Source organism: Sorangium sp. KYC3313 (assembly GCF_052075895.1).
Lineage (GTDB): Bacteria > Myxococcota_A > Polyangia > Polyangiales > Polyangiaceae > Sorangium > Sorangium cellulosum_B.
On record NZ_CP197255.1, the window covers coordinates 3,677,365 to 3,702,647 of the forward strand.

A 25,283-nucleotide genomic window follows, 5' to 3' on the forward strand; every position below is an offset into this window, starting at 1 on the left:
CGGAGGCGCACAACCAGGGAGAACCCGGCGAGCGGCGGTGAACCAGTCTGCCTGGTCGTGAATCAGGCTGCATTGCGGAAACCCCTGGACCGCGCGGCGAGCAGCGCGGCGAGGAGGAGCCAGGGCATGGACGAGCCGCCCGCGTCAGGGCCAGCGCCACGCGCCACGGCGCAGCCGTTGCCGTGCGCGCGCGGCGGGGCGCTCCCTTCCGGTGCAGGCGCCGGAGGCGCGCCTCCGGCGTTGCCGCCGGAGCCGCCGGAGCCATTCGCGGCGGCGTCGCCGCCGTGACCCTCGCCGCCCTGGCCGCCACCGCCCTGCGCATCGCCGCCCTGGCCCTCGCCCCCCGCGCCGCCTCCAGAGCCGCTGGCCGCCTCCGCGAGCAAGCAGCCCCCGGCGATGCACTCGCCGCCTGGACAGGGCGCCCCGTCGAGCTTGTAGCGCCTCTCGCAGGCGCCGGTGGCCGGCGCGCAGACGGCGCGCCTGCAGGTGGAGGTGTCGGGCTGCGGGCACACGAAGGGGTCGCCGCCGACGCAGGCGCCGTTCTGGCAGGTGTCGGTCTGCGTGCAGGCGTTGCCGTCGTCGCAGGGGCTGCCGTCGGGCTTGCGCGGGTTGTCGCAATCGCAGGCGTCGCCGACCCCATCGCCGTTGACGTCGGCCTGGTCGGGGTTCGCGATCAGCGGGCAGTTGTCCACCGTATCGGCGACGCCGTCGGCGTCGTCATCCTCGTCGCACGCATCGCCGAGGAGATCGCCCGCCGGCAGGCCAGCATCGGTGTTGGCCTGGAGCGTGTTCGGGACCGCAGGGCAGTTGTCCTCGCTGTCGGTGATGCCGTCCTCGTCGGTGTCGAGCTCGCAGGCGCCGGCCCTGCACTGCCCGCTGAGGCACTCCTTCGGGAGCGAGCACGCGGCGCCGACGGGCTTCTTCGGCAGGCAGTCGCCGCCGGTCGCCGCGCAGTAGGCCGCATCGGCGCACTGGGTGTCAAAGGTGCAGCCCGTGAGGCAGGCGCCCGCGACGCAGCGGTACTCGGCGCAAGATCGCGTGTCACCCTCGGCGCAGACCCCGCGCCCGTCGCAGAGGGGGCCCTCGACGAGCTCGGAGGCGTCCTTGCACGAGGCCGCGCCGCAGGGAGTGCCCTGCGCCTGCAGCTGACAGCCGCCGCGGCCGTCGCAGACGCCGGTGGTGCCGCAGGAGGAGGCAGGCTCCGCGGGGCAGTCGTCGTCCGGATCGGCGCCGGCCTGGATGGGCCCGCACGCGCCGTCGGGGCCGGCGCCCTTCTTCGCGGCGGAGCACGCCATGCACGCGCCCGCGCAAGGGACGTCGCAGCAGACGCCGTCGACGCAGGACGCGCCGGCGCAGTCCGCGTCGGCGTCGCACGGATCGCCGGGGAGGGCAGGGATGAAGAGCTCGCCGCCGGCGAGGATGCCGCCGGGCCCGTTGCCGCCAGTGACCAGGACCTTGCCATCGCTCAGCAGCGTCGCCGCATGGTGGGCTCGCTGGAAGTACATCGTCTCTGCCGGAGACCAGCTGTCGGCGGCCTGGTCGTACACCTCCGCGGTCGCGCTCCCCTCATAGCCGTAAGCGCCGGCAATGCCCGCCACGATGAGAACCCGCCCGTCCAGGAGCGACGTGGCTGTGTGGTTCTGGCGCGCAGCGCTCATGGGAGCCCGTGCCGTCCAGCGATCGGTCGCCGGATCATACGCCTCCGCGGCCGCGAGATTGGTGTAGTCGGCCCCATAACCGCCTGCGACGAGGACCTGGCCGTCATCGAGCAGCGTGGCCGTGTGGTTCTGGCGCGCGGCGCTCATCGGCGCTGTCGCCGACCAGGTGCCCGTGTCGGGGTCGAAGATCTCCGCGCTCGAGAGGTTGGTATAGTCGGCCCCATAACCGCCCGCGACGAGGACCCGCCCGTCCCTCAGCGACGTCGCCGTGTGACCCTGGCGCGCGGTGCGCATTGGCTCTGTCGCCGACCAGGTGTCCGTCTCGGGGTCGAAGATCTCCGCGCCCGAGAGGTTGGTATAGTCGGCACCATAACCGCCCGCGACGAGGACCCGCCCGTCCCTCAGCGACGTCGCCGTGTGGAGCTGGCGCGCCGTGATCATCGGCTTTACCCCTTTCCAGCCGCGCGTGTCGGGGTCGAAGATCTCCGCGCTCGAGAGGCTGATATACTCGATCCCTTGGCCACCCGCGACGAGGACCCGCCCATCGTTCAGCCGCGTCGCCGTGTGCGCGCTGCGCGGGTCGCTCATCGCCTCCGCCGCGGTCCAAGCTCCCCGCGCCGGGTCGAAGATCTCCGCGCCCGAGAGGCTGACATGGTCGATCCCTTGGCCGCCCGCGACGAGGACCCGCCCGTCGCTCAGCAACGTCGCCGTGTGGTCGTAGCGCGCGTCGAGCATCGGTGCTGCTTCCGACCACGGGCTCGCGCCCGCCAGGTCGTAGATCTCTGCGCTCGCCTCGAAGTCCTGGTTGCCGCCCGTCACGAGCACATCGCCGCCCGGGAGCAGCGTCGCAGTGTGAGCGCTGCGGCCCGCGACCATCGCCGGCACGTTCGACCACGAGCCGGCCGCCGGGTCGTAGATCTCCGCGCTCGCCAGGGGCCCGGACTCGGACGACGCGGACCCGCCCGTGACGAGGACCGATCCGCCGTCCAGCAGCGTCGCCGCGTGGCGAGTGCGCCCGGCGCTCATCGGCGCCGTGAGCGCCCAGCTGTCGCTCGCCGGGTCGTAGATCTCCGCGCTCGCGAGCTCTCCCTCTTCCTCTTCCTCCTCGCCCTCGTCGTTCCGGTAGTTCGTCGAGAGGCCCGTGACGAGGACGCGTCCGTCGTTCAGACGCGTCGCCGCGTGCTCCTGGCGCGCGACGCGCATCGGCGCCGCGGCGGTCCAGATGTTCTCGACCGGGTCGTAGATCTCCGCGCTGCCCAGCGCGCTCTCGCCATCGACGCCGCCCGTGACAAGGACGCGCCCGTCGCCCAGCAGCGTCGCCGTGTGCTCATGGCGCCCAGCGCTCATCGGCGCCCCAGCGGTCCAGGTGCCCTCCAGCGGGTCGTAGATCTCGGCGCTCGCCAGCACGCCCGAGGTGCCATAGCCGCCGGCGACGAGGACGCGCCCGTCGTTCAGCAGCGTCGCCGTGTGCCCTTCGCGCGCGTCGCTCATCGGCCGCGCCGGCGCCCAGCGGTCCTCCGCCGGGTCGTAGATCTCCGCGCTCGTCAGCGCGAACTCGGAGTTGGCGCCGCCGACGACAAGGACCTGCCCGCTGGCCAGCAGCACGGCGGCGTGCTCGCGGCGATCCTGGCTCATCGGCGTCGCCGGCGCCCAGCTGTCGTCCGCCGGGTCGTAGATCTCCGCGCTCGCCAGCGTGCGCTCGCTGCGGGAGCCGCCCACGACCAGGACCCGCCCGTCGTCGCCGCCGAGCCGCGTGGCCGTATGCCCCTCGTCCCGTTGCTCGCCCATCGCCCCGATGGGGCGCCACAGCGGATCCACGAGCAGGAGCTCATCCGACGCCTCTGCCTCGACAAGCAGCGCGATCTCCGCCCCGCGCGCCTCGAGGCGCGCCGCGATCGGCCGCCCGCCTTCCGCGAACGCGCGCGGCGCGGTGACGCGCAGCCGCGGCGTCCCCGCGGCGTCCACCACCTCGACGGCCTCGCCGCGCTGCCGCAGCGCCGCGCCGTCGACCTCCCAGACGGCCGCGGGCTCACCCGCCGGCACGGCGCCCGGCGCCACGGTGAGCCATTCCTCGATCCCCCCGGCGACCGCCCGCCAGAACGACGCGCCGCCCGCGCGGCCGTAGATCACCGCGCCGTCGACCACCGCCCCCGGGCCGGACGCGCCGGCCTCCCGCACCCGCACCGCGAAGCCGCCCGCGCCCGAGAGCCGCATCCAGCCGCCGCCGTCGCGCGGCAGCTCGGCCTGGAGCCGCGGCCCGCGCCCTGCCAGGCCAGGCGCGGCCAGCGCGAAGCCGCCGCCGGTCGCGCCGGTCGCCGACAGCGCGCCGGGAGCGCCGCTGCCCAGCACCTCGGCGGCCTGCGCCGGGAACCGGCGCTGCACGAGCGCCGCCGCCGCCGCGCCGTCGTGCCCCGCCGCGCACCCGATCGCGCCCATCCACCCCACCACGGCCAGCACCAGGACCGCCATGGCCAGCACGCGAAGACCCGACCCAGCTCGCATGCTGGTGAATGTCTCACGCGGTCACGCCCGTAACAACAGCGCCGCGAGCGCGGCTCACACGAGCGATGTGCAGATCCCGAACCGGGGATGATAGACCCCGATTCGGCGCTTGCCGCTCCGCGTCTCGGGCGTCACGAGGACCACCACGCTCCTGTCGAGCGGCGCGTTCGCGCGAATCCGCACGTGCTGGCCGGCGACGACGACGTGCCAGATGTTCACCGTCCCGTACCTCGTCACGACAGCTCCCTCGTAGATGTGCGCCGCCGACGGCGCGCCGCGGAGCGCCAGGCGGCACGCGGCGTAGCTGCCCAGCGCCTGATACAGGAGCACGACCGGCATGACGGCGAACGAGAAGGCGAGGAGCATCGCGACGAGATCGATGTGCCGGAAGAACGAGCCGACCCCGACAAACCCCGCCCAGAAGAGCAGCGAGTACCCGACGCCAGCCAGCTGGTGCCGGACGTGCCGCAAGGCCGCCCAGGGGCGCGGGGGCGGCGCGCGGAGCTCCTCGGGCAACTGGCTCGCGTTGGGTGGCTGCATGTCGTACCGCTCCGACATACCCGGGGCGGCCGCGGAGCTCAATCGGACAGCGCGCGCGTCGCCGCGTCCTCCCGCGCTCGTCCAGGCGCCTGGCCGCTCCCGCTGCGCCTGCGCTCGCCGCCGCAGCCCGCTCCCGCCGTCCTGCCAGCGATCACGGCGCGAAGATCACCGCCCCGCCCGGCGGGACGCTCATCGAGAGCACGCCGGCCGCGGAGACGACCTCGCTCGCGCCGCCGAGCGCGTCCCTGAGCTCGGTGCCGGGCGGGAGGCCGAGCGCCTGGGCGACCTCGACCGAGATGTGCTGCGCTGTCCCCGCGCGCGTCAGCGCCACCACGGCGGACTCCCCCCGGCCGTGCCGGCGGCCGAAGACCAGCGTGTCCTCCGTGGCGGTGAGGTTCACGTAGGCGCCGCGGCGGAGCGCGGGGATGTCCCTGCGCGCGGTCCCGAGCGCGCGCACGAAATCGAGCGTCTCCAGCTCGTCCGCCGTGAGATCCTCCTCCGGACGCCACAGGCTGCGGTTGTTCGGGTCCGCGCCGCCCCACGCGCCGTACTCGTCGCCGTAATAGAGCAGCGGCGCGCCCGGGAGGCCCAGGAGCCACGCCATCGCGAGGCGCGCCCGCGCGTACACCTCGGGCGACTCGGGCGCTCCTGCGGTGTCCGACCACTGGCGGCCCGGGACCTCCCGGCCGCGGGGCCCCGCCTCGTCGCGGTAGTCGGCGAGCGTCGCGAACCGGGCCGTGTCGTGGCTGCCGATGTACGGCGTCATGATCGCGCCCTCCGGCCACCGCCGCTGCCCGTGCTCGACCCAGTACGCGGCGTGCAGCATGCCCTCCTCGCCCCAGCCGAACGTCTGGTACGAGACCCCGTGATAGAGGACGAAATCGAGCTGGCCGTCGAGCCCCTGAGGGCCGATGTACCTCGCGATCGTCTCGTAATTCTCGTCGTTGCACGGGTCGGCGCAGTCGCTCCAGCCCATCGCCGTCTCGCCCATCAGGAAATAACGTGTGCCGGCCGGCTCGAACGCCTCGCGGACCTCCGCGGCGAGGTTGCGCGTCGCGATCTCCTCCACGTGCTTCACGGCGTCCACGCGGAGCCCGTCGAGATCGAACGCGTCGAGCCAGTGGATCGCGTCCGCCACGAACGCGGCGTTGGCCCCGGGCACCGTGTGGTCCACGTCGGGGAGGTAGCTCGCGAACATGCAATCGAGCGCGTGCGACGTCCAGTCGCACCCGTCCGTCCCGCAGACGCACCCCGTCCTGAACCACTCCGGGTGAGACGAGACGTACTCGTGATCTTCGTGGACGTGGTTCACCACGAAGTCCTGGAGGACGCGGATCCCGTGGCGGTGCGCCTCGGCCACCACCGCGCGGAGCGCCCCGGCGCCGCCGAGCCGCGGATCCACCTCGCGCGCCTTGATGGGCCAGTAACCGTGATATCCGGTGACCTGGTGGACTCCATCGCTCGCCGGGTAGGCACCGGCGGGGTTCTCCTGGAACGGCGTGAGCCAGATGGCCCGCACGCCCAGCGCGTCGAGCGTGCCGTCCTCGATCGCCTGCCGCAGCCCCTCGAGATCCCCGCCGGCCCAGTCGCCCCGCGGATCGGCGCCCGGCGTGGCGGGCGGGTTCAAGGCGGGATCGCCGTCGCGGTAACGATCGGTGACGACCATGTAGATGAGCGCGTCCTCCCAGGAGAACGGCTCGGCCTCGACCCAGAACACCAGCCGGAGCGGCTCACCGGCGCGCCCGCTCCGGGTCGCCCCGCGGAGGGTGACGCGGTATTTGCCGTCGCCGAGGCCTCCCAGCTGGATCCGCACGTCGCCGCGCGCGTCGACCGAGAGCTCCTGATCCGTGAGCGGGCGCGCCTCGCCGTCCTGGTCCTGCAGGACCGCCTCGAACGCGGCCGCCTCGGGGCCCGCGCCCTCGATGCCGTCCCGGTAGACGAGCCGGGCCTCGAAGGCGCCCTGTCCGGCGGCAGGCCGCGTCGCCTGGCTGGACGCGACCGAGAACGACGGGAGGCGGCAGTCAGGGACCTTGACGGCGGAGTTCTCGACCCCGTCGACGTACTTGCGGCGCCCCTCCGCCGGGTCGAGCACCCACGAGACCTCGCCGCCGGACCGATAGACGATCTTGTAGCCGTGGAGCCCCGGCGGCAGATCGACGGTGGCCGTGAGCCGGCCCTGCGTACCGCCCTGCAGCTGCGGGGCAGCGCCGAGATCGAAGCCGTTCCACTCGCCAGCGACGCGGACATCCGTGGCCCCGGGAGGCGCGTTGAACGTGAACGAGGTCGGACAGAGCACGTTCCCGTACTGCGCGCCTCCGCCCGCCCCGCCGGCGCCCGCCCCGCCGGCGCCTGCGGCCTCGCCGCCCGCGCCAGCCGCCTCGCCGCCAGCAGCGCCGGCGCCCGCCGTCCCGGCGCCGCTCGTGCCCTTCCCCTGGCCCGCGTCGAGCGCGCGATCTCCCCCACACGCGAGCGGGACGGCAGGGAGCGTGACGGCGGAGAGAGCGGCGATAATGACGGCAGAACGGCGGCGCGACATGGGCTCGAGCAGTATCCGATCGCGGGAGGCATGTCAGCGCGCGCGTCGCCCTGAACCACCTCAGCCGCCGCGGAGAACAGCGATGCTCCGCCCATCCTGTCGCGTCGCCAACAGGCGCGCGCAGGTTCCGTCGGGGCTCCGCCCCGCGCCCAGGCGTTCGCTTCGCGCTTTGTCGGGCCGAACCGCGTGAGCTCACGCGCTCGGAGCGGCCTGGTCTCGCGACCCGATCAAGGCGTGTACCGATAGAGCTCGATCCAATCGTAGGTCGCGCTCGCCGTGCCCGTCTCGGCCGTCACGGCCCCGGCCCAGGCCGCGCTCGACGACGCCCAGATCGTCATGAGCACGTTCTGCGGCAGCACCATGAGGTCGATGCGCTCCTTCCACTCGTGTCGGAGCACGTCATCGACGGAAAAGCGGGCGCCGGACGGTGTCCATTCGATCTGGTACGTGTGAAAGTCCTCGCTCGGGTCGAAGCCGAGGTCCACCTTCTGCGGATGCTGCGTCGGACTGACGGATTGCGTCACCGGGGGCTGTACCGGAGCGCCCGTGTACACCATGGCATTGAACTGCACGTCACTCGGCTCGGCCCCCAGGCACTCGATGTCGAGCTCGTTCCAGTTGTCCGCCGGCCAGGGGGTGTAGATCGTGACCAGGGACGAGATGACCGCCGAGCCACGGGCCAGCTTGACGCGAGCGCGCACGCGCCCGTAGGTGAGCGCGTCCACGGAGCGAACCTCGGCGCCCAGGAAGGTCTTGGCGGCTCCGGAGCTGTCGGCGGTGCCCTGGGGGGCCGGCGTGAGCCGAATCACCAGCTGGCCACGTTCGATGGTGGCGGCGGATTGCGAGAACAGCGCCAGATTCCCGGTCCAGGAATGTGTCATCAGCTGCCAGCGAGCTGCGTCCAGCCGATCGAAATCGTCGCGGAAGAGCAGGGTGAAGGCCTCTTCGGGCAGGGGAGGGCCGCCCGCTGACCCGCCGTTCCCCGTGGCGCCTGCCGCTGCTGTGCCACCCGCCGTTCCGCCGGCGCCGCCCGCGCCGCCAGCGCCGCCCGCGCCGCCAGCGCCGCCAGCGCCGCCAGCGCCGCCGGCGCCGCCCGCGCCGGCTCCGGCGCTGGAGGCGCCACCCGCAGCCCCAGTCCCCGCCATGGAGCTGCCCGTCTCGGCGCTGGAACCACCACCTGCACCCGCGCCGGTGCCGTCCCCGCCAGTTCCGGTCGCCGAGCCCGGGCGCTGGCTGGAGTCGTCACAGGCCAGCGCGGTGAATGCGGAGAACAGAAGCGAAGCGACCGTGAAGCGCGTCGAAGACATCATGGGCTCCACTTGGAGCGCCGGGCGCGAGAGCGCTTCGCATTTTTTGCTTCCGGTCCGCGTCCCCGCTGCCGCACAGTGACCTGGCCTTGAGCGCTCGGCCCGCGTTGTTCCAGCCCTTTCCGATGCTCGCCGGCCGGCGCGCCCAGGTCTTCCGTCACCAGCCGCAGTACCGTCGGCCCCGGCACTTCCACGAGGAGCCGGAGATCAACCTCGTCGCTCGCGGCACGGGCATGATGGGCGTGGGGGAGCGCGTGGTGCCGCTCGTGGCGGGCACGTTGCTCTATTTCGCGCCGGGGCAAGATCACGCGCTCCTCGAGGAGAGCCGTGATTTCATTCTGTACGTCGCGGCGCTCCGCCCCGGGCTGGCGGCTCGCGTCGCGGGGGCCGCGTCGAAGGTCGCGCTCGACGCCGTGCAGCTCACGCCGGCGGTGCTCGCCGAGGAGCTCGCGCTCCTCGGCGCGCTCGACCGAGCGCGCGACACCTCGGTCGTGGAGCATCGCCTCGCGGAGCTCTTCGAGCGGTCGCTGTCGAACGTGCCGCTCCCCCACGTGGTAAGCCGCCGCATCTTCGAGCTCTTGCGGCTCGATCCGAACCTCCCCGGGGCGGCCCTCGCGGCGCGCCTGCACACGGGCGAGAGCGGGATCAGCCGGCGCTTTCGCAAGGACGTGGGCGTGAACGTCGTCGAGTACCGTGCGCGGCTCAAGCTGATGCAGTTCGTCGCCGAGGTGGATCGCGGCGCGAGCTTCGCGCGCGCGGCGTACGCCGTCGGTTTCGGGAGTTATGCGCAATGCCACCGCGTCTTCACGCGCGCCCTCGGCTGCGCGCCCCAGGGCTATTTCGGCGGCCAGCGGACGGCGCTGACCGAAATGACCGTGCCGATGCACGGAGGGTAACCGTGATATCCCGCGCGCGGCCGAGCCCGCCGGCTGACGCGGATCCGCGCCGGATCGCCAGCAACGCTGGCCAATGTGCGAGGGCGGGGAATGGTATACCTTACCGGGGAAGGAGCTCCTGCCGCCACTGCCGAGGCTGCCTTGCCCAGCGCCTGCATGACGAGTCCGTCTCCTCCCTTTCCCTACACGATTCGCGAGACCATTCACGAGGGCCGCGGTACCGCCGTGTACCGCGCTGTTCGAAGCGCCGACGGCCATCCGGTGGTCCTCAAGGTGCTCGACCCGAGGAGCTGCCGGCCGAAGGACGTCGCCCGGCTCAAGAGGGAGTACGAGACGGGCAAAATGCTCGACGTGGCAGCCGTCGTCAGGCCCCTCGCCCTCGAGATGTACGATGGGGCGCTCGCCCTCGTCATGGAAGACCCAGGCGCTGAGCCGCTCGAACGACTGCTCGGCGCGCCGATGGCGATCGGCGGGTTCCTCGAGCTCGCTGTCCGCCTCGCGGATGCCGTCTCCGACATCCATCAGCGCGGCGTCGTCCACAGAGACCTCAAGCCCGCGAACATCCTGGTCATTCCTGCCACCGGCGAGGTGAAGATCGCCGATCTCGCGCTCGCCTCATGGCTCTCACGCGAACAGCACGCCCTGGGGCCGGCACGCCTCATCGAAGGGTCCCTCCCTTACATGTCGCCCGAGCAGACAGGGCGGATGAACCGTGGGGTCGACAGCCGCAGCGATCTGTACTCCCTGGGGGTCACGTTCTACCAGATGCTCACGGGGAAGCTCCCCTTCGACGCCCGCGACCCGCTCGAATGGATCCATTGTCACGTCGCCCGCGCGTTCGCGGCGCCGTCTAAGGTGGTCCCCGACGTGCCGGAGGCGGTCGAGCGCATCGTGATCAAGCTCCTCGCGAAGATGCCCGAGGATCGCTACCAGACGGCCCGTGGCCTTGGCCATGACCTGAAGCGGTGCTTCGACGCATGGCGCCGCGGCGGCAACGTCGCGCCCTTCCCGCTGGGCGAGCAGGACGCGTCGGGCCGCCTGCGCGTCCCGCAGAAGCTCTACGGGCGCGACGAGGCGATCGCGGCGCTGCTGCGCGCCTTCGAGCGCGTGGCCGACACCGGATCTCCACAGCTCGTGCTCCTCTCGGGCTACTCCGGCATCGGCAAGTCGACGCTGGTCCACGAGCTGGACAAGGTTGTCGCCGGCGAGCGCGGATTCTCCGCCTCGGGGAAATTCGACCAGCACAAGCGCGATATCCCTTACTCCACCATCGTTCAGGCCGTTCAGGAGATCGTGCTCGAGCTCCTCGCCGACAGCGAGCGGATCGCGGCCTGGAAGCAGCGGTTGCTCGAGGTCCTCACGGTCAACGGGCAGCTCGTCGTGGACTTGATCCCGCAGCTCGAGCTGGTCATCGGCCCGCAACCGCCGGCGCCCGAGCTGCCGCCGGTCGAGGCGCAGAACCGGTTCCGCACCGTCTTCCGGCACTTCATCGGCGTGTTCGCCCGGAAGGAGCACCCCCTCGTGCTCTTCCTCGACGATCTCCAGTGGGCCGACTCGGCGAGCCTCGGGCTCCTGCAGGATCTGGTGACGCACCTCGACACGGGCCATCTCCTCGTCATCGGCGCGTACCGCGACAACGAGGTGACCCCCTCGCACCCGCTCATGACGGCGCTGCACGAGGCGAGGAGGGGGGGCGCGCACGTCCAGGAGCTGGTGCTCGGCCCGCTCTCCCGCGAGCACCTGTCCATGCTCGTCAGCGATATGCTTCAATGCCGCCTCGAGGACGCCGCGCCGCTCTCGGCCCTGGTCCACGAGAAGACGGCCGGCAACCCCTTCTTCGCGATCCAGTTTCTCCTCGCCCTCCACGAAGAGCGGCTGATCGACCTCGACCCGCGCGCGGGCGCCTTCCGGTGGGACATGGCGAAGATCCGCGCCAAAGGCTTCACCGACAACGTGGTCGATCTGATGGTCGACAAGCTCGCGCGGCTCCCCGCTGGTACCCAGGAGGCGCTGAAGCAGCTCGCCTGCCTCGGGAGCGCCGCGGACGTCGGCGTCTTGACGATAGCGTGCGACCGCTCGGACGAGGCGCTGCACGCGGAGGTCTGGCAGGCCATCCTCGCGGGGCTCGTCCTCTGCCACGAGGGCACCTACAGGTTCCTCCACGACCGCGTTCAGGAGGCGGCCTATTCGCTCATCCCGGAGGCCCGGCGCGCCGCGGTGCACCTCGAGATCGGCCGGCGCCTCGTGTCTCGTCTGCCCGGCGGGGCGGTCGAGGAGCGGGCTTTCGACGTCGCGACCCAGCTCAATCACGGCGCCCACCTCATCACCGATCCACGCGAGAGGGAGGCGCTCTGCCGGCTCAACCTCCTGGCAGGGATCAAGGCGAAGGCCTCGGTCGCCTACGCCTCCGCGCGCAGCTACCTGGCGCAGGCGACGTCCCTCTTGCCGCAGGACGCCTGGAGCGCGCGGTACGAGGACACGTTCAGGCTCCACCTGGAGCTCGCCGAATGCGAGTCCATCGCCGGCAATTTCCAGCCGGCCGACGAGCTGTTCGATCTGATCCTCCAGAACGCCCGCTCCAGGCCCGACCGGGCCAGGGCCCACCGGCTGCGCATGCGGCTCTACCAGATCGCTGGACGGCACCGCGACGCCATGACGGTCATGAGCGAGGCCCTGCGGCTCTACGGCGCGACGCTCCCGGACGCCGACGAGGAGATCCAGGCGGCGATGGAGGCCGAGATCCGGCAGGTCCCGATCTCCCTGCGCGGGCGCCGCATCGCCGATCTCGTCGACGCGCCCGTGGCGACCGACGAGGACGTGCGGGCGTTCATCAGCCTGGTCGCCGAATCGGCCCCCCTCCTGTTCTCCGTGCGACCGGCGCTCTGGCCGCTGCTCACCGCCAAGGGGGTGAACGCCTCTCTGCAGCACGGGCACGCCGAGGAGTCCTCGTTCGTCTACAGTTGTTACGCCGGGGTCATGGTGTCCATCCTCGGGGACGTCCCGTGCGCGTTCCAGTTCTCCGAGATGGCGCTCAGGCTGAACGAGAAATTCAATAGCGTCACGGCCGTGCTGAAGGGGAGGCTGCTCTTCCACCACGCGGGCGTCATCAGCATCTGGCACAGGCACTACGCGACGAGCCTGCCGCTCATGGATAAGGCATTTCTCGATTGCCTCGACGTCGGAGACTTCATCTTTGCCGGCTACTTGACGTACAACATGGTGTGGGTCGTCCTCGAGAACGGCGATCCGCTCGACCGCGTCATCGAGGTCGCGCGGCGATTCACCGCCTTCGCTCGCCAGACCCACAACGACGTGGTGTACCACGTGGTCCGGTTCGAAGAGCAGCTCGCGGCGAGCCTGAAGGGAGCGACGCGGGCGCCCACGAGCTTCGACGGCGGCGACCTCGACGAGGCGAGCTCCCTCGCGATCCTCCAGAAGGCGGGCTTCGGCCTTGGAATCGCGATGGTTCATATCATGAAGCAGGTCGCCGCGTTCACGCACGAGCGTCACGCCGAAGCGCTGGAGTCCGCGGCCACCGCCGCGCTGATGCAGGGGCAGGCGGCGTCTCTCGCCATGGAAGTGACGCACCAGTTCTACCACGCGCTCACGGTGACGGCGCTCCACGCAGAGGCGCCGGCCGAGCAGCGGCAGCGATTCGCGCAGACGCTCGAGAGGGCGCTCCACAAGCTGAGGCGCTGGGCCGAAAGCTGCCCCGAGAACTTCCGGGGCCGCTACGCCCTGGTGTCCGCCGAGGTCGCCCGCATCGAGGGCCGGGACCTCGACGCGATGCGCCTCTATGAAGAGGCCATCCGCGCGGCGCGCGAGAGCGGCTTCGTCCACGTCGAGGCGCTCGCCTACGAGCTCGCGTCTCGGTTCTATCGAGCGCGAGGGTTCGAGCGCTTCTCCGATACGTACCTGCGCGAGGCCCGCTCGTGCTACGTGCGCTGGGGGGCCGACGGCAAGGTGAAGCAGCTCGAGCAGCGCTATCCGCAGCTCCTCGAGCGGCGGCCGCTCGAGGCGACCGCCACCTTCGCGGCCGGCACGGAGCAGCTCGACGTGCTCGCGGTCGTCAAGGCATCGCAGACGATCTCGGGCGAGATCCTCTTCGAGAAGCTCCTGCGAACCCTGCTCGAGTTCGTCCTCGAGCAGGGAGGTGCCCAGAAGGGCTGCCTCATTCTGGTGCGGGACGGCGACCTGACGATCGAGGCGGAGGCCGCGATCGAGGAGCGACAGGGGACCGTGACCAGGGTTCTCCAGTCGTTGCCGGTGTCGTCCTCTCCGCTCCTCCCTGCCTCGCTCCTCCACTACGTGCGGCTCACCAAGGAGCGCGTGCTCCTCGACGACGCCGCCGCGAAGGCGGGCAGGTTCTCGGGGGACGAGTACATCGTCCGGCACACTCCGAGGTCGGTCCTCTGCGTCCCCATCTTGCGGCAGGCCGAGGTGCTCGGCCTGCTGTACCTCGAGAACAACGTCACCACGCACGCGTTCACGCCCGAGCGGCTCCTCGCTCTCGAGCTGCTCGCCACGCAGGCGGCCATCTCCCTCGAGAACGCGCTCTTGCTCGCCAGGGAGCGCGAGGCGCGGGCGGCGGCGGAGGCCGCGGAGCGGCGCACGGCGTTCCTCGCCCACGAGCTGAAGACGCCGCTGACAGGCCTCCACCTGAAGCTCGACGCGCTCGCGCGATCGATCAAGCAGCGAGAGGCGGTCTCCTCGTCCTGGCTGTCGCCGTCGCTCACGTCGTTCAAGCGCCAGCTCGGCCGGCTCGACCTGCTGATCGACAGCCTGCTCGATCTCTCGCGCATCCAGAAGGGGCAGCTGGCCCTGACGCGCGAGCCGGTGGACCTGGCGGCCCTCGTGCGGGACGTCGTCGGGCGGCTGAGCGAGCAGGCCGAGCTGGCTGGATGTGCGCTCCACGTGCAGGCGGAGCGCGCCGTCGTGGGCCCGTGGGATCGGCTGCGGCTCGAGCAGGTCGCGACGAACCTGCTCACGAACGCCATGAAGTACGGCGCCGGAAAGCCGGTCCGGATCGTCACCGACGGGGACGGGGCCGTCGCTCGCCTCTCGGTCTCCGACCAGGGCATCGGGATCTCCGAGGCCGACCAGCGGCGCGTGTTCGAGGCGTTCGAGCGCGCGACGGGGCTTCATCAGGCGCAGAGCCTCGGGCTCGGGCTGTACCTCGTTCGGGAGATCGTGCGAGCGCACGGAGGGCGCATCGATCTGCGCAGTCAGCTGGGCTCAGGGACCACGTTCCTCGTCGAGCTGCCCGTCGAGCCGGAGGGAGAGCTCGGCCCCGCGCAGCCGTCCTGAGGAGGGGGGCGCGCGGGCCGCCTGGCGCCGACTGGGCCTCTTGAGTCGGCGCCCATCACCGTGGTCGATCCAACGTTCGGCACCGGCTGGGATGACTGGAGCCAAGAGAAAGAGTTGCAGCGGAAATCGACGAATGGTCCTTGGCGGCTTGGCGGTTTTTCTGCCGCTCCGGGGCAACTTCCCGCAGTAGCGCTAGCGATCGCTCAGCGTCTCCTTGTCGCGCGCGTCCGCGGCGAGGTACTGGCGCAGGTGCCGGCGGAGGGAGACCCGCGTGATCCCGAGCGCGCTCGCCGTGCGGGTCACGTTGCCGTTCTGGGCCGCGTAGACCGCGAGGATGTGGCGGCGCACGGCCTCCCCGAGCGACGCGCTGCCGCGCGCGGGCGGCGACGGCCGCAGCGCGCCCGGCGGGCCCGAGCGCGGCGGCGCCGGCGGACGCTTGGCCGCGCCGATCTCGGGCGGCAGGTGCTCCAGATCGAGCGGCGCGCCGTGGGCCCGGAGGAACGCGCGCTCGACGACGCCCCGGAGCTCGCGGACGTTCCCCGGCCAGGGGTACGCCTCGAGCTGCGCGAGCGCGCGCGGGGTGACCCCGGCGCTCGCGAGCCCCGTCGCGCCGCTCTGGCGCTGGAGGAAGTGCTCGACCAGCCTGCGTACGTCGCCGTCGCGCTCGCGCAGCGGGGGGAGCGAGAGCGCGAGCCCGCCGACGTGCCGGTGGAGCGCCTCGTGGAACGACCGCCCGAGGACGCGCGCGGCGAGATCCTGGCTCGTCGCGGCGATGACCCGCGCGTCCACGACCAGCGCCTCCCCGCCGCCGATCCGGCAGAGCGGCTCCCCGTCGAGCACGGCCAGGAGCCGCGGCTGGAGCTCGAGCGGGAGCGCGCCGATCTCGTCGAGGAACAGCGTGCCCCCCCGCGCCAGCTCGAGCAGCCCGGGGCGCGCCGCGGGCCGCCCGTCCGCCCCGGCCGCCATGCCGAAGAGCTCCTCCCGGAGGCGCTCGGCCGGCAGCCGCGCCGCGCTCACCGCAACGAAGGGGCCGCCCGCGCGCGGGCTCGCCGCGTGAAGGCGCCGCGCGCAGAGCTCCTTGCCCGTGCCAGGCTCGCCCGTGATGAGCAGCGGCGCGCGCTCGTGCTCCGCCAGCCGGCGCAGCTGCTCCATCGCGCCCGCCCAGCGCTCCGAGGCGCCGATGAGCCGCACCTCGCTGTCGTCCTCGACCCAGACGACGCGCGTCATCCCGCCGCCGGACGAGCAGAGGTGTTCCGTGCGCCGGGAAGGGGCCGCGCTTTCTTCCACATCGCATCTCCTCGATTCATGGGCAGACGGCGAGCGACGCGCCTGCCGTTTTCTGGATTACCGAGCTGTCCTCGGCGCAGGCGGCGACCAGGGAGGGACCGCCGTGAGCGAGAACGGGAACGACGGTGGGAACGACAGATGGACGATAGACGGACGACGGCGGATGAACGTCGGTCACGAGGTGGCCACGAACAACGAGGGATGGTGGCTGACACATGCCGGGTGATCTCACCCGGTCAGCGACATCGACTCTACCGCGAATCACGGTCTCTTGGAAGGGAGATCCCGACCGGCGGCGGGGGGTGCGCCGAGAAACTACGTGCTCAAAATTTGTGCGTACGCGCGGACCTGGGTTAGTCGACCCGTGTACCCGAAAGGAGAGACGACGAGATGAGCTCGAAGCGCAAGACCCCGGCCCGCACGAAGACCACCCGGGCCACGAGCCCGGTCGCCTCGGCGCAGCCCGAGAGCGCGGTCTCTGCCCCCGCCGCCGTCGAGATGCCCTCCGCGGCCGTGGAGCGCGCCGCCGAGCGCGCGAGCGCCGGTGCCCCGAAGGCCGCGCCTCCGCGCCCGCGGCTGTCGCGCGAGGAGCGCCACGGCCTGATCGCCAAGGTGGCCTATGGATATGCCGAGAGGGCCGGCTTCCGGAACAACCCCGTTGAAGACTGGCTGAACGCCGAGCGCGAGGTCGACGCGCGGCTCGAGCGCCTCGCCAGCTGAGGTCTCCGCCGCGGCGGCGGGGGCCGCGCGAGGCCCCGCGTACGCCCTTGCGCGCCCGACAGGCGCGCTCGCGCGGACGGGAGCGGCCCCGTCGGCCGGCGAGGGCGGGCCGCGGCCGCGCTCCCGCCGACCCGGCGGCCGCGCCCGCGGGCCCTCGAGGCTCGTAGCCGCGCCGCGAGATGGGTATCCTCGCGCTCCGCGTGGGCGGTGGGCCCACGGTTCGCGGTCCACGCGCGCCCCGGCCGCCTGGACCGCGGAGGTCTGCACACCGATACTTGCGCCATGCATTCAGGTCACGTCCTCGCCAACCGCTTCCAGCTGGAACGCCTCGCGGGCTCCGGCGGGATGGGCGCGGTGTGGCGGGCGCTCGACCGGCAGAGCGGCCACGTGGTCGCGCTCAAGGTGATCTTCAACCAGGGCAGGGAGCACGTCGTGCGCTTCCAGCGGGAGGCGCGCCTGCTCGCCGAGCTCGAGCACCCCGTCGTCGCCCGCTACATCGACCACGGCGTCACGGAGGACGGCCTCTACTACCTCGCCATGGAGTGGCTCGAGGGCGAGGACCTCGGCGCGCGGCTGTCGCGCGGGCCGCTCGGGATCGAGCACAGCCTGATGCTCGTCGGCCGCGTCGCCGAGGCGCTCGCCGCCGTCCACGCGCGCGGCATCGTGCACCGCGACCTCAAGCCGACCAACGTGTTCCTGCCCGGCGGCGACATCGGGAGCGCGAAGCTCATCGACTTCGGCATCGCGCGCCAGGCCGACGCGACGTACGAGCTCACCCTCACCGGCTCGGCGATCGGCACGCCCGCCTACATGGCGCCGGAGCGCGTCCGCGGCGACGTCGACGTCGACGCGCGCGCCGACCTCTACTCGATCGGGTGCCTCCTGTTCGAGTGCCTCACCGGGCGGTCGCCGTTCGTCGCCCAGCACCCGCTGTCCGTCCTCGCCAAGGTGCTCTTCGAGGCCGCGCCGCGCCCGAGCACCTTCTGCCCGAACATCCCGCCGCCGCTCGACCTGCTCGTGGCCCGGCTGCTCGCGAAGAACCCCGCGGAGCGCCCCGCGGACGCGGGCGAGGTCGCCGCCGAGCTCCGGATGCTGAGCGTCGTGGAGGGCAACATGTCCACGGGCAACGGCCTGCCGACGCCCGCGCTGACGAAGAGCGAGCGGCGGCTCGTCAGCGTCGTGCTCGCCGCCGAGATGAGCGCCGGCAGGCGCGGCCCCCCGTCGGCTCGCCCGCAGGCGATCGCGGGCCCCGAGCGGGCGAGCGACACGATGCTGTCGGGGCACCACGCGACCGTCGTCTCCGGCAGCAAGGACGCGCTGCCCGAGGGCCTGCTCGCGCCGGCGCCGCCGGCGAGGCCCCGGCCCGCCCCGCCGCCGACCACGCCGTTCCACGAGGTCCGGCAGGCCGCGCAGGCGCACGGCGCGGTCCTCGAGGTGCTCGCCGACGGCTCGGTCGCAGCGGTCGTCGCCGGCGCGGGCTCGCCGACCGACCTCGCCGGCAAGGCCGCCCGCTGCGCGCTCTCGATCCACGCGCTCCTGCCCGGGGCGTGGGTGGCGCTGGCGACGGGCTGGGACGTCATCGCCGGGACGCAGGCGGTGGGGCAGGTCATCGATCGCACGGGCGCGCTGCTCGACGCGCGGGTCCGCCACGCCGCGGAGGATCCGTCCTCGGGCCGGCCGGTGCTCATCGATCAGATGACGGCCGCGCTGCTCGGCGATCGCTTCGAGATCGCGGCGGGCAGCCAGGGCCCCACGCTGCTCGGCGCGCGCGAGCCGCAGGACGGCGGGCGCAAGGTGCTCGGGAAGCTCACGACGTGCGTGGGGCGCGAGCGGGAGCTCCGGGCGCTGGAGGACGTGCTCGACGAGTGCGCGACCGAGGGGGTGGCGCGCGTGGTGCTGGTCACGGCGGGGGCGGGCGTCGGCAAGTCGCGCCTCGCGCACGAGCTGCTCCGGCGGGTCGAGGCGCGCAGCGAGCCGGTCACGGTGTGGCGCGCGCACGGCGATCCGATGCGGGGCGGGGCGCCGCTCGGGCTGCTCGCGCAGACGGTGCGGCGCGCGGCGGGCCTGCTCGACGACGAGCCCGCGGAGGCGCGGCGGGAGAAGCTCGCGGCGCGGGTCGCGCGGCACGTCGGCGAGGCCGCGCGGGAGCGGGTGACGGAGCTGCTCGGCGAGCTGGTCGGCGCGCCCTTCCCGGAGAGCCCGGCGCTGCGCGCGGCGCGGCAGGACCGCGCGGTGATGGAGGAGCAGGCGCGGCGCGCGTGGCTCGATTTCCTGCGGGCCGAGTGCGACGCGCGGCCGGTGCTGATCGTGCTGGACGACCTGCACTTCTGCGATCGCGCCACGGTGGACACGCTCGACGCGGCGCTCCGGTTCCTGCGGCACCAGCCGCTCATGGTGCTGGCGCTGGCGCGCCCCGGGGTGCGCGAGGCGTTCCCGGGCCTGTGGGAGGATCGCGAGGCGACGGAGATGCGGCTCGGGGAGCTGTCGCGCCGCGCGTGCGAGCGGATCGTGCGGGAGGTCCTCGGCGACGCGCCGCCGGAGGCCGAGCTCGCGGCGCTCGTCGACCGGTCGGCGGGCAACGCGTTCTTCCTCGAGGAGCTCGTGCGCGCGACGGCGGACAGGCGGGCGGGGGAGGTGCCGGAGACGGTGCTCGCGATGATGCAGTCGCGGATCGCGGCGCTCGAGCCCGAGGCGCGCCGGGTGCTCCGGGCCGGGGCGGTGATGGGCAAGGTGTTCTGGCGCGGGGGTCTGGAGGCGATGCTCGGCGGGGGCGGGCAGGTGCCGCAGCTCGAGTCGTGGCTCTTGACGCTCGAGAAGCGGGAGCTCCTCGAGCCGCGGCCGGAGTCGATGTTCCGCGGGGAGCCGGAGTTCGCGTTCCGTCACGCGCTCGTGCGGGACGCGGCCTACGAGATGCTGACGGACGCGGATCGAGCGCTCGGCCACTGGCTCGCGGCCGAGTGGCTGGAGCGCGTGGGCGGGGACGATCCGGCGGTGCTCGCGCTCGTCGACTGCCACCTCGGCCGCGCCGCGGACGGGGCGCTCTCGCTCGGGAACGCGGACGGCGCGGCGGGGCACCTGGCGCGCGCGGCGGGGGTCCGCGTGCGCCGCGGCGAGTTCGACGGGGCGATCGCCGCGATGACGCGGGCGTTCGAGCTCGCGGACGTCGCGCGGCGCGAGCCCGACGAGCTCGCCCGGTGGGTGGAGATCCTCTCGAAGGCGGCCGGCCACGCGCGCCGCGCGCCGTCGCTGCCGGCGGCGTCGGACCGCATCCTCGCGCGCGTCGATGCGGTCGGCTCGCTGGAGCACCGGGTGAAGCTGCGCATCGAGCTCGCGCGCGCGCTCGGGGCGACCAACCTGTTCCGGCTGTCGCACGACCTGCTCGACGACGTGGTCGAGATGGCGGTAGGGCGCCGCGAGCTCCTGCAGGAGGCGCTGACGGTCGACGTGGAGGTCTCGTGCCTCCAGGGGCAGCTCGCGCGCGCGCGGCGGGCCGCGCTCGACCTCGCCGCGCTCGGGCCGACGGACGATCCGCGGGCGCTCCAGTCGGTCGCGCTGGCGCGGGCGACCTCGGGGGATCGGCCCGGGGCGCTGGAGGCGCTGTCGCGCTGGGAGGCGGCCGCCCCGGGCGATCGGGTCGCGGAGGCGGTGCGAGCGAAGCTGCTCGTGACGATCGAGCTCTACGCGGGGGATTTCCGGGCCGCGGCGGCGGCGTGCGAGCGCGCGATCGCGCTGGATCGGGCCCTCGGGCTGCGGTTTGACGGGGTTGTGAACCTTCACAACCTGGCCTACGCGTGCGTGCGGCTGGGCGAGCACGAGCGGGCGCGGTCGCTGTTCGCGGAGTCGCTCGAGCGGGCGGACGAGGCGGGGTACGACCGGGTGGCCGCCTCGAACCGGATGTACCTGGCGTACCTGGACGGCGTGGCGGGGGCGGGGGACGCGCGGGAGCGGCTGCAGGCGCTCATCGCGCGGGCGGAGGAGCAGGGCTACTGGCACGACGTGCTGCAGGGCCGCTGGGCGGCGGCGATGCTGCTGAAGAACGCGCGCAATGACGCGCTGGCGCGGCGGGAGTTCGAGGACCTCCTGGAGCTGTCGGTGCGGCTCGGGGATCCGCTGGTGGAGAAGGACGCGCGCGCCTGGCTCGACCGCGTGGACCGGTGAGGGGCGGCGTCCCCGGCATGCACTGCGGGCATGTTCCGGGCGCGTGTGGGTGAACGTGTCATCGTGGAGTGCAAGTCGACCGCTATCTACAATCGCCTGTTCGAGGCGCAAGCGCTCACCTGCCTGAGGCTTTGTGATCTCAAGCTCGCGCTCGTCATCAACTTCGGTGAGCGCCTCGTGAGACAGGGCATCCGCGATGGCGCACGCTCGCGGGTCGAGCGCGCCCCGCGCCCCGCCCTCGAGCGGCGGTAAGGCGACGGGGGCCTCGCGGCACCCCCTGGTTGCGATCTGTGACGGCTGGCGGGGGCGCCGCGCAACCTGAGGGAAAGAAGCTTGGCTTCCATCACCCGCAGAGGAACCATGACCCACGCGTATCGACTCGCCTCCTTCTCGATCCTCGGCTTGCTGATCGCTTGCAGCTCGACGGACCCCGACGTCACGCCCGGCGCCGGCGCGGGCTCTGGAGGAACCTCGGGCGCGGGGCAGACGACCGGCGGGGGTGGCGTGACGACCACGGGCGGTGCCAGTACCACCACGGGCGGAACAGGCGGCGCCGGAGCCACCACCGGCGCAACGGGCGGCGTCACCGGGGGCGTGGTCGGCACGGGTGGAGCGGGCGCTGGTGGAGCGGGCGCTGGCGGCGGGGACACGGGTGGAGCGGGCGCTGGTGGCGGGGGCACCGGCGGGTCGACCCCGGTCGGGGATCTCCACATCACGGATCCCGTTCCGGGCTTCGCGAGCGTCGCCGGCGGCACGACCGGCGGCGGCACGGATCTGAGCTCGGCCATCACGGTGGGCTCGATGAGCGAGCTCCAGGACGCGGCGAAGGGCTCGACCCCGGCGATCATCCTCGTGAAGCCCGGGAACTACAGCGGGACGCTCGCGCCAGGCGCCAACAAGACGATCATCGGCATCGGCCCCGGCGTGACCATCACCGGCAACATCCGGATGAGCGGCGCCGGCGTGAACAACATCATCCTCCGCAACCTCGCCGTGCGGGGCGCGCGTTGCGCCAGCTACGACGAGTGCAAGGCCGGCGCAGACGCCGTCTACACGGGGAACGGCGCCCACCACGTCTGGCTGGACCATCTGGACATCTCCGACGGTCAGGACGGCAACTGCGATATCACCCAGGGGGCCGACTACGTCACCGTTTCCTGGTCGCGCTTCTACTACACATACGACAAGGAGCACCGGTTCTCGAACCTGATCGCCGGCAGCGACGACGAGCCGGCGAGCCAGGGCAAGCTGCACATCACGTACATGAACAGCCACTGGGGCGAGCGCGTCGATTCACGCCAGCCTCGCGGGCGGTACGGCAACGTCCACATGCTCAACAACTACCACAAGACCGGCGGCGGGCAGATCCACGGCGTGGGCAAGGACATGGCGCTCATCGCCGAGAGCTGCGTCTATGATGAGAACAGGTCGATCTGGACGGACATGGGCAGTCCGAGAGGCTGGAAGGGGATCGGCAACCAGGGGACCGGCGACGACTTGAACGACTCGAGGGGCACCGTCTTCGAGATCCCGTACCGCTATACGCCGATGCCGGCGTCCCAGGTCGTCGCGGCGGTCACCTCCAAGGAGTGCGGAGCCGGCAACACATGCACGCTTGCTTACTGAGAGCTCCCCCCGGCTGGTAGGCCGGAGAGGGCCTCATCGGTTCGTCGAATCTACAGCTGAGCGGCCGGCTGGCGGCTGCCTCTCCTCCGGGCTGCCTGTTCCATCGTCCCGCTGGATGGCCCCGGACGGAAAAAAAGATACGCTGTCCGCATGCGCCAGCTTGCTTCGTCCCTAGCCGCCCTCTCGCTCCTGCTCTCGTTCACCCCGCCAGCGCTCGCCGAGGAGACCGTCACGGATGCGCAGTGGGCGAAGTCCTACGGCTTCCGACTCGGTGTGGAGGCGGACGTGCTCACCAGCACCATCGAGGCGAACCTCCCTGACTGGGAGACCGTGAGCAGCGACGGGACGAGCGGCGCGTGGGAGGGAAACTCCTTCGTGGCGTCCTTCGCGGCGGTCGCCCAGATCAAGCTGATCGGCGGGCTCCACCTCGACGCCGAGCTGCCGTTTGCGTACGGGAGCAGCCAGGCGAGCGAGCCAGGTGCGGGGGAGCACGACGCGGCGACCGTCGCGCCGGAGCTCGAGGGGTTCTTCTTCGGCAATCCCTCGATAGGACTTCACTACGCCGGGAACATTTCCCCCATGCTGATGCTCGTCGGCGGGCTCTCGGTCTCCATCCCCATCACGCAGGATCCGTCCGACGACACGAAGGCGGCCGCGGCGGCGGCGCTGGCCGTGCGCGGGTACTTCGACACGCAGCGGGCGCTCCTGGAGCACATCCCGCTGCGGGCCCGCGGCGGCATCGAGCTGCGCCCGATCGAGGCGCTGTATGTGCGGAGCGATCTCGTGGCGATGTTCGCCATCCCCACGGGCGGCGGCGACACGGAGTTCTTCATCGAGCAGAGCAACGAGGCGGAGCTGCGCAGCGTGGGCGGGTTCGGGGTCGGCGCGCGGCTCCAGGCCGCGTTCCCGCTCACCCAGACCGACAAGATGCAGCTCGCGGCCGAGCCCTTCGTCGGGGTGGAGCCACCCGCGTCGGGCCTGTACTTCCGGGCCGGGCTGCTCGTGGCCCTGGACGAGCCGCTCGGGTTCGGTCTGGAGCAGGGCAAGCTCGCGACGCTCCGTCTCGCCGTGGGGGCCAGATTCTGAGCTGGTTGGGCCGTGTGGCGCGAAGGGACAGGGCCTGCGGGACGGACCTGTGCCGGCGCGGGGGGTCTGCTAAATATCCCTGTGAATGAAGCGACGGACAGCAGAGCTCAGCGCCGAGGATCTGCAAGCGCTCACGCGCTCCCCCGACGAAAGTCTGCGCATCAAGGCGGCGCTGCACCCGCACACGCCGCTCTCGACGCTCCTCTCGCTCGCCACCGACCAGGCCATCAACGTTCGTCGCGCCCTCGCCCGCCGCACGGGCGCTCCTCGCGAGGTCCTCGCGCAGCTCGCGCGTGACGCCTCGCGCGCCGTCCGGTGCGCTGTCGCCGCCCATCCAGGCTGTGACGAGCCGCTCCGCCGCTTGCTCTGGACCGACGGCGACGGCAACGTGCGCGCGATCGCGAGACACGCCGCAGCGATTCCGCATCACTTTGCCGAAGACCTCGCGCGAATCGCACGCAACGAGCCGGTGCCCGCCCCGGTGCTCGCCGAGTTTGCCGAGCTCGGAAGCCAGGCACGCTGTGCCGTCGCCTCGCACCGCGAGTGTCCGGGCGACTGGCTCGAGCGCTTCCGTCACGACGCCGACGCAGACGTGCGGCTCATCGCCGAGACGCGCATGGGTCTCTCGCTCGACACACTGCGTGCCTTCGCGCAACACCGACTGCCTTCTTATCGCGCCACCGCCGCCGCGTCGCTGCCGTGGGACGACGCGAGCATGCCCGAGCTGCTGGCTGATCGGAATGAACGCGTCTTGCTCGCGCTCTTGCGGCGGCCGGACTTCCCCGCCGCGTTCTACACCCAGATCACGGACAGGCCGCCGCCCGGCGTGCGTCTGCTGCTCGCAACCCACGAAGCGCTCGACGCCGCGCACCTGCAGGGCCTGCTGCGCGACCCGCTCGTGGATGTTCGCCGGCGTCTGGCGCGGCGCCGTGCGCTGAGCGCCGAGCATTTCGAGGTGCTTGCGAGCGACGGCGACACCAGGGTGAAGCTCGAGCTCGTGAAGCGCCGCGATTGTCCCGAAGCGTGCCTGCGCCAGTGGAGCCGTGCCCCGAGCGAAACGTTGCGTCGCGCCGTGTTCGCGCATCCAGGCGTGACGCCGGACATCCTCGCCGCCGCGAGCGCCCTGCGCGACAACCATGAGGAGATCGCAAAACACCCGCGCACACCGGAGCAGATCCTCGTCCAGCTGGCCGACTCCGCCAGCGCCTTCGTTCGTGGCGCTGTCGCGCAGAATCCGAGCACGACCGAGCGCATGCTGTCGCAGCTCGCGCGGGACGCCGACTCCTATGTGCGCTTGCAGGTTGGCAGAAACGAGACATGTCCACTGTCCCTGCTGCTCGACCTCGAACACGACCCGTACTTCGTCGTGCGCCGTCACATCGTGTGGCGCGCCGACTGCCCGCTCGAGATCCTGGAGCGGCGCGCCGCCGACGAGAACAAGTATGTCCGCTACGCCGTCGCGGACCACCCGCGAGCCACAGCCGCCGTGCTGTCGGGGCTTGCGCGCGACGGAGCGATGTTCGTGAGGGCGCGCGCCAAGGAGCGTCTCAGCGGCTCCTGACGACGCCGCTGGATCGGGGGTGGGGCGATTCAGAGGGGGCGTCGAGCAGCTGAAGGCCCGGAAAGATGACGACGCTGATCACGCGGGCATGGGCTTGGC

The 25,283-nt window shown here is 72.4% G+C and carries 13 protein-coding genes; 8 read left to right on the plus strand and 5 right to left on the minus strand.

Features of this window, described 5'->3' with window-relative positions; translation table 11 throughout:
- Nucleotides 1–62 precede the first annotated feature (62 nt).
- The 4 genes from ACSRUE_RS14360 to ACSRUE_RS14375 form a co-directional block, all read right to left on the minus strand.
- Nucleotides 63–4,160, minus strand: coding sequence for a kelch repeat-containing protein (locus ACSRUE_RS14360; RefSeq protein ID WP_441291479.1), 4,098 nt, complete (start codon nt 4,158–4,160; stop codon nt 63–65).
- A gap of 54 nt (nt 4,161–4,214) precedes the next feature.
- A complete protein-coding gene (locus ACSRUE_RS14365) occupies nt 4,215–4,700 on the minus strand; it encodes a hypothetical protein (protein WP_441291480.1) in 486 nt (161 codons plus the stop codon).
- A 151-nt stretch (nt 4,701–4,851) separates the two neighbouring features.
- Complete coding sequence (locus tag ACSRUE_RS14370; protein ID WP_441291481.1) at nt 4,852–7,236, minus strand: alpha-amylase family glycosyl hydrolase; 2,385 nt, start codon at nt 7,234–7,236, stop codon at nt 4,852–4,854.
- A 227-nt stretch (nt 7,237–7,463) separates the two neighbouring features.
- Nucleotides 7,464–8,546 carry a glycoside hydrolase family 16 protein gene (locus ACSRUE_RS14375; protein WP_441291482.1) on the minus strand — a complete coding sequence of 361 codons (1,083 nt, stop codon included), beginning with the start codon at nt 8,544–8,546 and terminating at the stop codon, nt 7,464–7,466.
- Between the two features lie 104 nt (nt 8,547–8,650).
- Here ACSRUE_RS14375 and ACSRUE_RS14380 point away from each other — a divergent pair, with 104 nt between their 5' ends.
- Both ACSRUE_RS14380 and ACSRUE_RS14385 read left to right on the plus strand, forming a co-directional pair.
- Complete coding sequence (locus tag ACSRUE_RS14380) at nt 8,651–9,439, plus strand: helix-turn-helix domain-containing protein (RefSeq protein WP_437764722.1); 789 nt, start codon at nt 8,651–8,653, stop codon at nt 9,437–9,439.
- 156 nt (nt 9,440–9,595) lie between these two features.
- Entirely contained in the window at nt 9,596–14,746 is a 5,151-nt protein-coding gene (locus tag ACSRUE_RS14385) for an AAA family ATPase (RefSeq protein WP_441291483.1), read from the plus strand.
- A gap of 192 nt (nt 14,747–14,938) precedes the next feature.
- Here the strand turns inward: ACSRUE_RS14385 and ACSRUE_RS14390 are convergent, their stop codons facing one another.
- Nucleotides 14,939–16,033, minus strand: coding sequence for a sigma 54-interacting transcriptional regulator (locus tag ACSRUE_RS14390; RefSeq protein WP_441291484.1), 1,095 nt, complete (start codon nt 16,031–16,033; stop codon nt 14,939–14,941).
- 390 nt (nt 16,034–16,423) lie between these two features.
- Between ACSRUE_RS14390 and ACSRUE_RS14395 the strand changes: the two genes are divergently transcribed.
- The 6 genes from ACSRUE_RS14395 (at nt 16,424) to ACSRUE_RS14420 (ending at nt 25,184) form a co-directional block, all read left to right on the plus strand.
- Nucleotides 16,424–16,753, plus strand: coding sequence for a DUF2934 domain-containing protein (locus ACSRUE_RS14395; protein ID WP_012239449.1), 330 nt, complete (start codon nt 16,424–16,426; stop codon nt 16,751–16,753).
- A 282-nt stretch (nt 16,754–17,035) separates the two neighbouring features.
- A complete protein-coding gene (locus ACSRUE_RS14400) occupies nt 17,036–20,911 on the plus strand; it encodes a protein kinase domain-containing protein (protein WP_441291485.1) in 3,876 nt (1,291 codons plus the stop codon).
- A gap of 45 nt (nt 20,912–20,956) precedes the next feature.
- Nucleotides 20,957–21,163, plus strand: a complete 207-nt coding sequence (locus ACSRUE_RS14405) for a GxxExxY protein (protein ID WP_441291486.1) — start codon at nt 20,957–20,959, stop codon at nt 21,161–21,163.
- Nucleotides 21,164–21,271: 108 nt separating this feature from the next.
- The gene (locus ACSRUE_RS14410; RefSeq protein ID WP_441291487.1) at nt 21,272–22,537 is read left to right on the plus strand and encodes a pectate lyase family protein; all 1,266 of its coding nucleotides are present in this window, start codon (nt 21,272–21,274) and stop codon (nt 22,535–22,537) included.
- Between the two features lie 150 nt (nt 22,538–22,687).
- Nucleotides 22,688–23,623 carry a hypothetical protein gene (locus ACSRUE_RS14415; protein WP_441291488.1) on the plus strand — a complete coding sequence of 312 codons (936 nt, stop codon included), beginning with the start codon at nt 22,688–22,690 and terminating at the stop codon, nt 23,621–23,623.
- Between the two features lie 85 nt (nt 23,624–23,708).
- Nucleotides 23,709–25,184: a hypothetical protein gene (locus ACSRUE_RS14420; RefSeq protein WP_441291489.1), complete on the plus strand. Its 1,476-nt coding sequence runs from the start codon at nt 23,709–23,711 to the stop codon at nt 25,182–25,184.
- The last annotated feature ends 99 nt before the right edge of the window (nt 25,185–25,283 follow it).